The organism is Stenotrophomonas sp. GW821-FHT09E08, from assembly GCF_059416125.1.
This window is the reverse complement of sequence record NZ_JBWKOO010000019.1, coordinates 19,619-32,429: the sequence shown is the minus strand read 5'-3', so window position 1 is coordinate 32,429 and position 12,811 is coordinate 19,619. Positions and strand designations below refer to the sequence as shown.

Sequence of the window (12,811 nt, the reverse complement as noted above, 5' to 3'; positions counted from 1 at the left end):
CGCGTGGCGAGCGGATCCGGCCCCAGAGGCCCCGAGGCGGGGTCGGAACCGTCTGCGCAGCAGGCGGCTCTGACCCATCGGCTCCATCGACCCGATCAGCCGATCTGGCGGATCACTTCGCCCTTGGCATCGCGCAGGTAGGTCGGCACCACTTCGATGCGCAGCGCCGCCGCCACCGGGTAGATACCGCGCTCGGCACGCACGCCCGCCAGCGCCTGCAGTCCCGGCTCGTCCAGTGCCCAGCGCGCGCTGTCGGCGGACACGTCGCCGACGTCACTGCGCCCGGCCGGAATGAATTCCCACTGCCGCTCGCGGCTGACCAGTTCCAGCGATTTGCCATGGCGCAGGCGCAGCGGCAGCAGCTCGCACACGCTGGCGACCTGGCCGGCCCCCAGCACCAGGGTAGTGATGCCCGCCTCCTGCCGCCAATCCAGTGTCTCGATGAACAACATGCCGGTACTGGAGCCCTCGCGCTCGCTGCCGGCCCTCACCTGCTGCGCCAACCCCGCATCGTCCAGCAGGTTGCCGCGGTGCAGGTCGCTGATCCACAGCGGCATCGCCGGCTGCAGCACCTGCAGCACACCGCGCGTCGACCAGCGTTTGACCGCCTCCATTTCTTCGTCGGTCAACCCGACCAGCTGCAGGAACTGCAGATGACCGTTGGCGGTATCACGCGCGGGAAGCTGCGGGTCGGCGATGAAGGCGAGGTGGCACAACCGGGTGTCGGTCTCCAGCGCAATCGGACCATTGGCATTGAGGTGGTGACCGTCCTCGAACACATTGCCGCTGCCGAACACATAGCGCGCCAGGTTCTGCAGCAGGTTCATCGGCCACACCGGCGGCTCACTGCCAGTGGTCTCGCCGGTGCTCGCAGCCAGGCGGAACGTCAGTTCGAAGCCATAACCGCTGTTGGCGGCATCGCTGCTCTCCTTGGCGTACAGCTCGGAGAATCCATAGGTGATGTAGTGCCAGTGCGGGACCGGCGCATCCGCCCAGTACACGCTGATGCCATCGAGGGGATCCTGGCCACCCAGCGTGTATGGCAATGCAGTGCCGTAATGGCGCGGTTCCTGGCCGGCATGCAACGGCGCAAGCGCGGCGTTGATCGCGTCCCAGCCAGGGGTGTCGGTGTCGTCGTGGTCGTCCTGCACGGGAGACTCCTTGTGGGAAGTGAACCGGTCACTTTACGCGGTGGCTCAGGCCTGCACGACCTCGCCACCGTCATTCACCACGGCCGCCTGGGTTTCCTGCCACCAGCGCTGGGCCAGCGCCGGGCTGCGCGCCTTGCCCACCGCCGCCAGCAGTTCCGGGCACAGGCGCTCCAGCGCCAATGCATCGGTGCAGCGTTCTATCTTCAACTGCATGAAGTAGCCCTTCAGGCCCAGGTGGCGGCGCACGGCCTCGCTCATCGCGTCGTACAGCTGCTGGTACAGCGCCGGATCCTGTTCGCGCCCGGTGCTGATGCCACGCAGCGGTGTCACCTCGGCACTTCCGCCGATCACTTCGATCAGGCCCTGTGCGGCCAGCTGCTCCAGTGCATCGGGTGGTGCGCGCAGGCCTTCGAACAGGCCGCGCAGTTCGGTGTCATCGCGATGGCCGTCAACCATCAGCAGGATCGAACGCAGTGCCGCCGGCAGGCGCCGGCCACGGTCCTCTATTTCCTGACGGCCAGCAGCCGTCTTGGCGTGCAGCAATGCCATTGCCTCCCCCTCCCTCGATGCGCAATGCCGGCGCACCCTTGCGGGCACGCCCCCCCTGTGTGCCATCCCCGGACGGGGCGCGCCTTCCCCGGCGCGCGCCGCGTGTTGCAGGTCGATGACAGTCCGAGCTTTGTTCTGGACGCGGAGGGTAGTGCCGGGCGCTGGCCGGCAACCCCATGATTCCCGAGGTTGCCGGCCAGCGCCCGGCACTACCGGATCAGCGGCCCAGCGCGCGGCGGATCTCCTCCAGCGCTCCGGGGTCATCCAGCGTCGACAGGTCGCCCGGGTCGCGTTGCTCGGCCAGCGCCTGCAGCGAACGCCGCAGCAGCTTGCCCGAGCGGGTCTTGGGCAACGCGTTGACCACGTGCACATGCGCCGGGCGTGCAACCGCACCGAGCGATGCGGTCACCGTGGCCATCATCTCGGCCACCACCGGCGCCGGATCCTCACCATCGAGGCCCTGCTTGAGGGTGACGAACACCAGCGGCACCTGCCCCTTCAGCTCATCCTTGACCCCGATCACGGCGGCCTCGGCCACACGCGGATGGCTGGAGATGGCTTCTTCAATCTCGCGCGTACCCAACCGGTGACCGGCCACGTTGATCACATCGTCGGTGCGGCCGAGGATGAAGGTGTAGCCATCGTCATCGCGGATCGCCCAGTCCAGTGAGCTGTACAGCAGCTCCTTGAAGTGGCTGAAATAGCTCTGCAGGAAGCGGCTGTCGTCGTTCCACACCGTGCTCATGCAGCCCGGCGGCAATGGAGGGGTCATCACCAGCACGCCCTTCTGCCCCGGCGCCACTTCTTCGCCGGTGTTCTCATCGATCACCTTCATGCGGTAACCGAGGTTGGGGAAGCCCGGCGAACCGAACCGGACCGGCTTCATCTCCAGGCCTGGCAGCAGGGTCAGCGCCGGCCAGCCGGTTTCGGTCTGCCAGTAGTTGTCGATGATCGGCTTGCCAAGCGCCTCGCTGATCCAGTGCGCGGTCGGTTCATCCAGCGGCTCGCCGGCCAGGAACAGGTACTTCAGTGCGCCCAGGTCGTGGCGATGGATGAAGTCCGCGTCGTGCTTCTTCAGCACGCGGATGGCGGTGGGCGAAGAGAACATCGTGCGCACGTTGTACTGCTCGCACAGCGCCCACCAGATGCCCGGATCCGGGTTGGTCGGCAGCCCTTCGTACAGCAGCGAGGTGCAGCCACCGATCAGCGGGCCGTACACGTTGTAGGAATGGCCGACCGCCCAGCCGACATCGGAGGTGGAGAACATCACCTGCCCTGGCCGGCAGTCGAACACGGTCTCCATCGACTGCGCCATCGCCACCGCATAGCCGCCGACATCGCGTTGCACGCCCTTCGGCTTGCCGGTGGTGCCGGAGGTGTACAGCAGGTAGCTCGGCTCGCTTGATTCCAGCCACTGTACCGGCACATCGGTTTCGCCGATCTGTGCACGCAGCGTGGCGTACTCCACATCGCGTCCCGCCACACGCGGTTCTGCCGGGTCCAACCCTCGCGACACGATCAACACATGTGGCGGCGGATTACTGGCCTCGGCACAGGCCGCGTCGACCATCGCCTTGTACGAAATCAGCTTGCCGCCGCGCATGCCGGCATCGGCGGCGATCAGCAGTTTGGGCTTGGCGTCGTCGATGCGCAGCGCCAGGTTGTGCGCGGCGAAGCCGCCGAACACCACCGAGTGCACCGCACCGATGCGCGCGCAGGCGAGCATGGCAAATACCGCTTCGGCCATGTTCGGCATGTAGATCACCACGCGGTCACCGTGACCGACGCCCAGGTGCCTGAGCACGGCGGCGAAGTCGTTCACTTCGCGATACAGCTGGCGATAGGTGATCTCGCGGGTGCTGTTGGTCTCGGTGGAGATGGCGACCAGCGCCAGCTGGTCGGCGCGGTCGGCCAGGTGGCGGTCGACGGCGTTGTAGCAGAGATTGGTTTCGCCACCGACGAACCAGCGCCGGAACGGCGGATTGCTGTAGTCGAGCACCTGCTGCGGCTGTTTGTGCCAATGGATGCGCTTGGCTTCCTCGCCCCAGAAGGCCTCCGGCTCGTCGATCGAGCGACGGTAGGTTTCCTCGTAGTTCATGACGCAGCCCTCCCAGACAAAGTCATGGGTTCGAGGATAGTCCGGCGCTGCCGCGCGGGCCGCCCTACCTTGGTAGGGGGTGGGTTTTGTTCTGCAGGGCTTGCAGCCCTGCACCTGCAGAGGCCAAAGCCCAAGCAACAGCAGAAGCTGGTTTCCTGAGGGATGGCGGGGCGGGTCCGGTTGCGGGAGACGCCGTAAACCCCGCTCCGCGGTCCGGCCCAGCCGCTGGCGGCTGTGCGTTCAGGCGCTTGCGAAGCAGTGCTTCGCAAGCAAAGCACCCTCACCCTTGGGGGCTTGGCCGCGGCATCCATGCCGCGGACACTCCCGCAACCGGACCCACCCCGCCTTCGACAGTTGGCCGCGATCTGTCGGAACGGCGTATTGCCCTGATGGGTGTCGACCTTGGTCGACTGCTCTGGTAGGTGTCGACCTTGGTCGACACGGTAGATCCACGCCATGCGTGGATGATTCATTCGATATCTGAGGGAAAAATCGTGTCGACCAAGGTCGACACCTACCAACAGCCGCGCGGAACAACGGCCGCAGTTACCAACAGCCGCGGGAATCTGTCGAAGGTGGGGCGGTGTCGGAGTGCGGGGTGTCAGCCGCATGGATGCGGCTGCCAAGCCTACAGGGACGTACTTGCGGCGTCCCCGCACTCCGACACCGTCCCGCCAACCCACGGATAGCCCGCTTTTGACGTTGACGTTGATTCTGCAGGTGCAGGGCTGCAAGCCCTGCCGAACCCCTAGAACGGAGCCGCTGACTCGAACGCGAGCGCCTCGCCCGTCACCGGGTGGTTGAATCGCAGGCTGCGCGCATGCAGGTGCACGCGCTGCGCCGGCACGGCGCCATACAGCACGTCACCAACGATGGGATGGCCGAGACTGGCCATGTGCAGGCGCAGCTGATGGCTGCGGCCAGTGATCGGTTCCAATTCCACGCGGGTGCGCTGCGCTTCAACATCACGGGCAAGTACACGCCAGCGTGTCAGCGCCGGCTTGCCGCGTTCGTGGTCGACCATCTGCTTCGGCCGGTTCGGCCAGTCCACGATCAGCGGCAGATCCACCTCACCGGCTTCGGCGTCCAGCCCCCCCTGCACGATCGCTTCGTAGCGCTTGCCGACCTGGCGCTGTTCGAACTGCATCGACAACGCCGCCTGCATGTCCTTGCCACGCGCATGCAGCAGCAGGCCCGAGGTCACCTGGTCCAGGCGGTGCACGGTCAGCGCGTCCGGGTACAGCGCCTGCAGCCGTGCGATCACGCAGTCCTGGTTCTCGGCGCTGCGACCGGGCACGGACAGCAGGCCGGCCGGCTTCTCGGCCACCAGCAGCGTGTCGTCGATGTAATGCAGATGGATCATATCGTTGCCAGGTGCTCCATACGAAAACGGGGAAGCCGAAGCCTCCCCGTTTCATTTCAGGCAGTGCCGGCAAGCTGCCGGCACAGACCGCATCAGCCCAGCAGGTGGGCGACGCCGGAGCGCTCTTCTTCCAGCTCGGCCAGGGTCTTGTCGATGTACTTCTGGCTGAAGTCGTCGATCGGCAGATCCTTGACCAGGGTGTACTTGCCGTTCTCGGTGGTCACTGCGAACCCGAAGATCACGCCTTCCGGAATACCGTAGGAACCGTCGGACGGCACGCCCATGGTGACCCACTTGCCGTTGCTGCCCAGCACCCAGTCACGCACGTGGTCGATGGCTGCGTTGGCCGCCGAAGCCGCCGAGGACGAGCCACGGGCTTCGATGATCGCCGCGCCGCGCTTGCCCACGGTCGGGATGAAGGTGTTGGCGTTCCATTCCTGGTCATTGATCGCATCGGCGATCGACGCACCATCGGCGGTGGCGAAACGGTAGTCCGGGTACATGGTCGGGCTGTGGTTGCCCCACACGACCAGCTTTTCCATGCCACCGACCGGCTTGCCCAGCTTGGCCGACAGCTGGCTCAGGGCGCGGTTGTGGTCCAGGCGCAGCATGGCGGTGAAGTTTTCCGGCTTCAGGTCCGGGGCCGACTTCATGGCGATGTAGGCATTGGTGTTGGCCGGGTTGCCTACCACCAGCACCTTCACGTCACGGCTGGCGACCTTGTTCAGCGCCGCGCCCTGGGCGGTGAAGATCTTGGCGTTTTCCAGCAGCAGGTCCTTGCGCTCCATGCCCGGGCCGCGCGGACGCGCGCCAACCAGCAGGGCGATGTCAGCGTCCTTGAAGGCCACTTCGGCGTCGTCGGTACCGACCATGCCGGCCAGCAGCGGGAAAGCGCAGTCTTCCAGCTCCATCATCACGCCCTTCAGGGCGGCCTGGGCCTTGTCGACCGGCAGTTCCAGCAGCTGCAGGATGACCGGCTGGTCCTTGCCCAGCATTTCGCCGGAGGCGATGCGGAACAGCAGGGCATAACCGATCTGGCCGGCGGCGCCGGTCACGGCAACACGAAGGGGTGCTTTCATGGGGGTTTCCTCTTGCTTGCAAGCGTTTGATGGAACGCCGCGGGCGTGGCCGAGCAGGCCTGGCGGGCGGCGGGGAACAGGGAAACGGCCACCGATGGGTGGCCGTTTCGAAGGGGGATCAGGCGGCGAGGAGCTTGTTCCACTCCGCGACGCGGTCGGCCTGTGCGGCGAGCACGGCGTCGGTATCGCCTTCCAGGGTGATCGAATGGATCACGTCACCCTGCTTGACCGAATCGACGATGGCCTGGCCTTCCAGGACCTTGCCGAACACGGTGTGGCGGCCGTCCAGCCAATCGGTCTTGATGTGGGTGATGAAGAACTGGCTGCCGTTGGTGTTCGGGCCGGCATTGGCCATCGACAGCGAGCCGACTTCGTGCTTCACGCCGTTCTTCTCGTCCTCGAACTTGTAGCCCGGGCCACCGGTGCCACGACCCTGCGGGCAACCGCCCTGGATCATGAAGTCGGCGATCACGCGGTGGAAGATCAGGCCGTCATAGAAGCCGTGCTTGACCAGGTTCACGAAGTTGGCAACGGTCAGCGGCGCCTTGTCAGCGAACAGCTCGACCTTGATCGGGCCCTGGGTGGTGTCGAAAGTGGCGATGAGGGACATGAAGATCCTTGATGCAGAGGGGAATGCGTCTAGCCACCTAGTTTACACCCGCCTCGTGGCGACGGCGGCTTCGACCATGGGCGCAGATCCCTGCTTCAGCCTCCGGAAGGGGGAGGCCAGACCTACGGCCCCCAGGCCCCGGCCCAGCTTGGGGGACACCCAGCTGAATGGGCACCATGACCGATGTGAAATCCGGGTTTTCGCCAATCGTCAACTTCGACGTATAATGTTGGACTTCTTTTTCCAAATCCGGCGCCGACTGGCCCCCTTTCGTATGTCCATCGAAAATCTTCGCAACATCGCCATCGTCGCCCACGTCGACCATGGCAAGACCACCCTGGTCGACCAGCTGCTGAAGCAGTCCGGCACCCTGTCCGAGCGTACCGTCCTCGCCGAGCGCGTGATGGACAGCAACGACCAGGAAAAGGAACGCGGCATCACCATCCTGGCCAAGAACACGGCCATCACCTGGGAAGACAAGAAGACCGGTATCAAGAACCGGATCAACATCGTCGACACCCCCGGACACGCCGACTTCGGCGGTGAGGTCGAGCGCGTGCTGTCGATGGTCGACACCGTGCTGATCCTCGTCGACGCGATGGACGGCCCGATGCCGCAGACCCGCTTCGTCACCCAGAAGGCCTTCGCGATGGGCTTCAAGCCGATCGTCGTGGTCAACAAGGTCGACCGCCCGGGCTCGCGTCCGGAGTGGGTGATCGACCAGGTGTTCGACCTGTTCGACAAGCTCGGCGCCACCAATGAGCAGCTCGACTTCCCGATCGTCTACGCCTCGGCCCTGAACGGCTACGCTGGCCTGGAAGACACCGTGCGCGACGGCGACATGACCCCGCTGTACGAAGCGATCATGCAGCACGCGCCGAAGCCGGAAGTCGATCCGGAAGGCCCGTTCCAGATGCGCATCAGCCAGCTGGACTACAACAACTTCGTGGGCGTGATCGGCATCGGCCGCATCCAGCGCGGCACCCTGAAGAAGAACATGCAGGTCGCGGTCATCGACCGTGAAGGCAAGAAGCGCAACGGCAAGGTGCTGCAGGTGCTGGGCTTCCTGGGCCTGGAGCGCATCGAGCAGGATTCGGCCGAGGCCGGTGACATCGTCGCCATCTCGGGCATCCAGGAGCTGACCATCTCCGACACCCTGTGCGCCCCGGACACCCCGGAAGCGCTGCCGGCACTGACCGTCGACGAGCCGACCATCTCGATGACCTTCCAGGTCAACAACTCGCCGTTCGCCGGTAACAAGGACCTGTCCGGTGGCAAGTTCCTGACCAGCCGCCAGATCAAGGACCGTCTGGACCGTGAAAAGGTCCACAACGTCGCGCTGAAGGTTGAACAGCTGGAAGACGCCGACAAGTTCCTGGTCTCCGGCCGTGGCGAACTGCACCTGTCGGTGCTGATCGAGAACATGCGTCGTGAAGGCTACGAGCTGGCCGTGTCGCGCCCGGAAGTGATCATCAAGCAGATCGACGGCCAGGCCATGGAGCCGATCGAGCAGCTGGTGGTGGACATCGAAGAAATCCACCAGGGCGGCGTGATGGAAAAGCTGGGCACCCGCAAGGGCCAGCTGAAGAACATGGAATCGGACGGCAAGGGCCGTGTGCGCCTTGAGTACCAGATCCCGGCCCGTGGCCTGATCGGTTTCCAGAACGAGTTCAAGACCCTCACCCAGGGTTCGGGCCTGCTGTTCCATGTCTTCGACCACTACGGTCCGAAGGAGCAGGGCGCGATCGCCAAGCGCATCAACGGCGTGATGATCGCCAATGCGCCGGGCGCCACGCCGGCCTACTCGCTGGGCCCGCTGCAGGAGCGCGGCAAGCTCTTCGCCGCTGAAGGCGACAACGTGTATGAAGGCCAGCTGGTCGGTATCCACTCCAAGGACAACGACCTGACCGTCAACGCGATCAAGACCAAGCCGCTGACCAACATGCGCGCTTCGGGCAAGGACGATGCGATCCAGCTGACCCCGGCGATCAAGTACTCGCTGGAACAGGCCCTGGACTTCATCGAAGACGACGAGCTGGTCGAGATCACCCCCAAGGAGATCCGCCTGCGCAAGAAGTTCCTGACCGAAAGCGACCGCAAGAAGGCTTCGCGCGGCGGCTGAGCCAGCACCCCGTGAACCAGAGCGGCTACAACCCGGATCCACACCGGCATCCGGGTCTGCACGTCATCGCCTTGCTCGAAGCGAGCAAGGCGATGCTGGCGCTGTTGGCCGCAACCGGGCTGGAAGTGCTCGGACCGCAGCCGCTGCGGCACGGCATCATGGCCCTGATCCGGCGCTTCAGCCTGGATCCGGACCATGGCACCCTGCCCTCGCTGCTGCACATGATCAGCCCCGACGCGGTGCACCTGGCCGCGGCGGGGATGATCGGTTACGGCCTGCTGCATCTGGTTGAAGCCTGGGGCCTGTGGCGTGCCAAGGCCTGGGCCTCCTGGCTGGGCTGCCTGACCGCTTCGCTGTACCTGCCGTTCGATATCTTCGCGATCATCCGCCATCCTGGCTGGCCCTCGTGGACGATCCTGGCGATCAACCTGATCGTGGTCTACGTGCTGGCCCGCGACCTGCGCAAGCGCCGCCGCTGAGCACCGGCTACACTGGGGATTGGAGCCGACCAAGCCGCCCCATGCGCCCGTCCTTGCCGCCCCTCCTGATCTGCCTGCTCGCTGCGCTGCCTGCGCTGCTTGTCGCTGCCTGCAGCCCGGCCACGCCCAGCGCCCACGCCGCCGAACCTGCCAGCCGCAACGTGCCATTCCCCTACGCCGAAACCGATGTCGCCGACCTGCAGGCGCGGATGACCGCCGGCGAACTGGACAGCACCACCCTCACCCAGGCCTACCTGCAGCGCATCGCCGCGCTGGACCGTGCCGGCCCCCGACTGCGCGCGGTGATCGAACTCAACCCGGATGCACTGAAGGAAGCCGCCGAACGCGATCGCGAGCGTCGTGACGGTCGCCTGCGCGGCCCGCTGCACGGCATCCCAGTCGTGCTGAAGGACAACATCAACGCCGCGCCGATGGCCACCACGGCCGGCTCGCTGGCGCTGCAGGGCTTCCGCCCGGACGACGCCTATCTGGTACGTCGCCTGCGCGAGGCCGGTGCCGTGGTGCTGGGCAAGACCAACCTCAGCGAATGGGCCAATTTCCGCGGCAATGATTCGGTGTCCGGCTGGAGCGCGCGCGGCGGCCAGACCCGCAATCCCTACCGCCTCAGCCATTCGCCCTGCGGCTCCAGCAGCGGCAGCGCAGTGGCCGTAGCCGCCAACCTCGCCAGCGTGGCGATCGGCACCGAAACCGACGGCAGCATCGTCTGCCCGGCTGCGGTCAATGGCGTGGTCGGCCTGAAGCCGACGGTCGGCCTGGTCAGCCGCGACGGCATCATCCCGATTTCCTTCAGCCAGGACACCGCCGGGCCGATGACACGCAGCGTCGCCGATGCCGCCGCCGTGCTGACCGCCATTGCCGGTCGCGATGACGCCGACCCGGCCACCGCAACCATGCCCGGCCGCGCGGTCTACGACTACACCGCGCGCCTGGACCCGCAGGGCCTGCGTGGCAAGCGCATCGGCCTGCTGCAGACGCCCCTGCTGAAGTACCGCGGCATGCCGCCACTGATCGAACAGGCCACCACCGAGCTGCGCCGCGCCGGCGCAGTGGTGGTGCCGGTGGAACTGCCCAACCGGGGCGCCTGGGCCGAGGCCGAACGCAGCGTGCTGCTGTACGAGTTCAAGGCCGGCCTGGAGCGCTACCTCAGCACCCATCGCGCGCCGCTGCGCAGCCTTGCCGAACTGATCGCCTTCAACCAGGCACACAGCAAGCAGGAACTGGGCCTGTTCGGCCAGGAACTGCTGGTTGAGGCAGATGCCACCGCCGGCCTGGCCGACCCGGCCTACATCCGCGCGCGGACCGATGCGCGCCGCCTGGCCGGCCCGGAAGGCATCGATGCCGCCCTCGCCGCCCATCAGCTCGATGCACTGGTGGCACCGACCACGGGCGTGGCGTGGCCGATCCGCAGTGACGGTGACGACTTCCCTGGCGAGAGCTACAGCGTTGCCGCCGTAGCCGGCTATCCCAGCCTCAGCGTGCCGATGGGGCAGATCGATCGCCTTCCGGTCGGCCTGCTGTTCATGGGTACCGCCTGGAGCGAACCGAAGCTGATCGAGATGGCCTATGCCTACGAACAGCGCACCCGCGCACGACGGCCGCCGCACTTCGATACTGACGCGCTGATCGACGCTGGCGAGCCTTGATCGGCGTGGTAGTGCCGGCCGCTGGCCAGCAGATCCCGGGGCGCCGGCCAGCGGCCGGCACTACCGATCCGCAGGCTCCTCCGGCACGATCGCCGCCTCACCATCTTCCGCACCCGGCGACCGTACATCCGCGGTGCGTGCGCGAGGTCCTCGCGGCATGTCCAGTTCGTCTTCGTGCTGCACGCGCGCACGCACCTGCGGCAACGACTGCGGATGCTCGCGCGCCAGGAAATCCAGCATCCGCTCTCGTACCAGGCAGCGCAGGTCGAAGGCATCACCGGAACTGCGTGCGCTGACCAGCAGGCGGACCTGGATTGCCCGTTCGCTGGTTTCGGTCACCTGGGTCACGCAGACCCGCCCATCCCACAGCGCCTCACCACGGCAGATGCGCTCCAGCTCGGTGCGGATCGCCGCGATCGGGGCGCGGTAGTCCAGCCACAGGAACGCCGTGCCGAGCAGATCGGCGCTGCGCCGCGTCCAATTCTGGAACGGGTTCTCGATGAACCAGGTCAGCGGCACCACCATGCGTCGCTCATCCCAGATGCGGACCACGACGTAGCTGCTGCCGATCTCCTCGATACGGCCCCACTCGCCTTCGACGATCACCACGTCATCCAGCCGGATCGGCTGCGTCACCGCAATCTGCAGGCCAGCGATCAGGTTGCCGAACACCGGCTTGGCCGCGATGCCGGCCACCAGGCCGATCAGGCCTGCCGATGCCAGCAGCGCGGTGCCGATCTTCTGCACCATCGGGAACGTCAGCAGTACCAGCGACGCGCCCAGCACGATGATGCCGCCCATCAGCACACGGCTGAGCACCCGCGTCTGGGTCTGGATGCGGCGCGCCTCCAGGTTGTCGGAGACATCGATGGGATGGCTGCGCAGGATCGCGCGCTCGCCCGCCGCAACGCCCCGAACCAACAACCAGATGAAGCAGGCAGTCAGGGCGATGTGCAGCACGCGCAGCAGTTGATCGAGTGTGTGTTCCGGCAATGGCGTGGCCTGCAGCGCCGGCACCAGCAACAGCAGGGGCAGTGCAAGGGCCAGCGGCGGTCCGATCACCCGGCCAATGCGCGCGCGGCGCCGGTCACGCCCGCGCAGGCGGCGGTACAGTGCCAGTACGACCCAAGCGCCCAGGCCACCGACCACCAAAGCGGTTCCGATCGGCCACAGATACTGCTGCAGGTGTTGCCATATCACTGCGCATTCTCGCTGTCTGCATCAAGGAGCCAGCGTGGCGCATGCACCATGAGCGCGATGTCAGCCGTTCGTAAGCAGAATGTAGGCGGGGGTGTTCGGCAGGGCTGCGCCCTGCACCCGCGGTAGTGCCGGCCGCTGGCCGGCAACCTCAACAGCAACAGCAAAAGCAAAGGCCGGTTTACTGCGGGATGGCAGGGTGGGGCCGGTTGCGGGGGACGCCGTGAATCCGTCCCTGGAGGCTTGGGCGCGCCATCCATGGCGCTTACACCCCCGCAACCGGCCCCCCCCCCCCCCGCCCCCCCCCCCCCCCCCCCCCCCCCCCCCCCCCCCCCCCCGCCTTCGACAATTTCCCGCCGCTGTTGGTGGGTGTCGACCTTGGTCGACACGTAGATCCACGCCATGCGTGGATGCTCTTCAAATTCAATTCGAAATATTCGATTCCGATGGAGATTCATCCACGCATGGCGTGAATCCTTCAGACACCGGACAACTGTCG

General features: G+C 66.3%; 10 protein-coding genes. 3 read left to right on the top strand and 7 right to left on the bottom strand.

Annotation, left to right across the window (positions count from 1 at the left end):
* Positions 1-95 precede the first annotated feature (95 nt).
* The 6 genes from AC07M7_RS19045 to AC07M7_RS19020 all read right to left on the bottom strand — a co-directional run bounded on the left by AC07M7_RS19045 (position 96) and on the right by AC07M7_RS19020 (position 6,850).
* Positions 96-1,151 carry a suppressor of fused domain protein gene (locus AC07M7_RS19045; protein WP_136640049.1) on the bottom strand — a complete coding sequence of 352 codons (1,056 nt, stop codon included), beginning with the start codon at positions 1,149-1,151 and terminating at the stop codon, positions 96-98.
* 45 nt (positions 1,152-1,196) lie between these two features.
* Positions 1,197-1,700 carry a hypothetical protein gene (locus tag AC07M7_RS19040; protein WP_136640050.1) on the bottom strand — a complete coding sequence of 168 codons (504 nt, stop codon included), beginning with the start codon at positions 1,698-1,700 and terminating at the stop codon, positions 1,197-1,199.
* A gap of 217 nt (positions 1,701-1,917) precedes the next feature.
* Entirely contained in the window at positions 1,918-3,798 is a 1,881-nt protein-coding gene (gene prpE / locus AC07M7_RS19035) for a propionate--CoA ligase (RefSeq protein WP_495208051.1), read from the bottom strand.
* Between the two features lie 748 nt (positions 3,799-4,546).
* Positions 4,547-5,161, bottom strand: coding sequence for an RluA family pseudouridine synthase (locus tag AC07M7_RS19030; protein ID WP_495208050.1), 615 nt, complete (start codon positions 5,159-5,161; stop codon positions 4,547-4,549).
* 92 nt (positions 5,162-5,253) lie between these two features.
* A complete protein-coding gene (locus AC07M7_RS19025; protein ID WP_495208049.1) occupies positions 5,254-6,240 on the bottom strand; it encodes a malate dehydrogenase in 987 nt (328 codons plus the stop codon).
* 118 nt (positions 6,241-6,358) lie between these two features.
* Positions 6,359-6,850 (bottom strand): peptidylprolyl isomerase, encoded by a 492-nt coding sequence (locus AC07M7_RS19020; protein WP_136639359.1) that lies wholly within the window; start codon positions 6,848-6,850, stop codon positions 6,359-6,361.
* 274 nt (positions 6,851-7,124) lie between these two features.
* On the opposite strand from AC07M7_RS19020, the gene typA reads away from it, so the two are divergent.
* Genes typA through AC07M7_RS19005 form a run of 3 tightly spaced genes read left to right on the top strand, consistent with a single transcriptional unit; the run spans position 7,125 to position 11,115 of the window.
* Entirely contained in the window at positions 7,125-8,972 is a 1,848-nt protein-coding gene (gene typA / locus AC07M7_RS19015; protein ID WP_012510162.1) for a translational GTPase TypA, read from the top strand.
* 11 nt (positions 8,973-8,983) lie between these two features.
* A complete protein-coding gene (locus AC07M7_RS19010; protein WP_012510161.1) occupies positions 8,984-9,451 on the top strand; it encodes a DUF2127 domain-containing protein in 468 nt (155 codons plus the stop codon).
* A gap of 41 nt (positions 9,452-9,492) precedes the next feature.
* On the top strand, positions 9,493-11,115 hold the full coding sequence (locus tag AC07M7_RS19005) for an amidase (RefSeq protein ID WP_495208048.1): 1,623 nt from the start codon (positions 9,493-9,495) through the stop codon (positions 11,113-11,115).
* 60 nt (positions 11,116-11,175) lie between these two features.
* On the opposite strand, the gene AC07M7_RS19000 is transcribed toward AC07M7_RS19005, so the two are convergent.
* Positions 11,176-12,315 carry a mechanosensitive ion channel family protein gene (locus AC07M7_RS19000; RefSeq protein WP_136639357.1) on the bottom strand — a complete coding sequence of 380 codons (1,140 nt, stop codon included), beginning with the start codon at positions 12,313-12,315 and terminating at the stop codon, positions 11,176-11,178.
* Between the last annotated feature and the right edge of the window lie 496 nt (positions 12,316-12,811).

Bases quoted from the DNA above. Each gene is read 5' to 3' on its own strand.
- AC07M7_RS19040 (WP_136640050.1), bottom strand. From the start codon at position 1,700: ATGGCATTGCTGCACGCCAAGACGGCTGCTGGCCGTCAGGAAATAGAG.
- prpE (WP_495208051.1), bottom strand. From the start codon at position 3,798: ATGAACTACGAGGAAACCTACCGTCGCTCGATCGACGAGCCGGAGGCC.
- AC07M7_RS19030 (WP_495208050.1), bottom strand. From the start codon at position 5,161: ATGATCCATCTGCATTACATCGACGACACGCTGCTGGTGGCCGAGAAG.
- AC07M7_RS19025 (WP_495208049.1), bottom strand. From the start codon at position 6,240: ATGAAAGCACCCCTTCGTGTTGCCGTGACCGGCGCCGCCGGCCAGATC.
- AC07M7_RS19020 (WP_136639359.1), bottom strand. From the start codon at position 6,850: ATGTCCCTCATCGCCACTTTCGACACCACCCAGGGCCCGATCAAGGTC.
- typA (WP_012510162.1), top strand. From the start codon at position 7,125: ATGTCCATCGAAAATCTTCGCAACATCGCCATCGTCGCCCACGTCGAC.
- AC07M7_RS19005 (WP_495208048.1), top strand. From the start codon at position 9,493: ATGCGCCCGTCCTTGCCGCCCCTCCTGATCTGCCTGCTCGCTGCGCTG.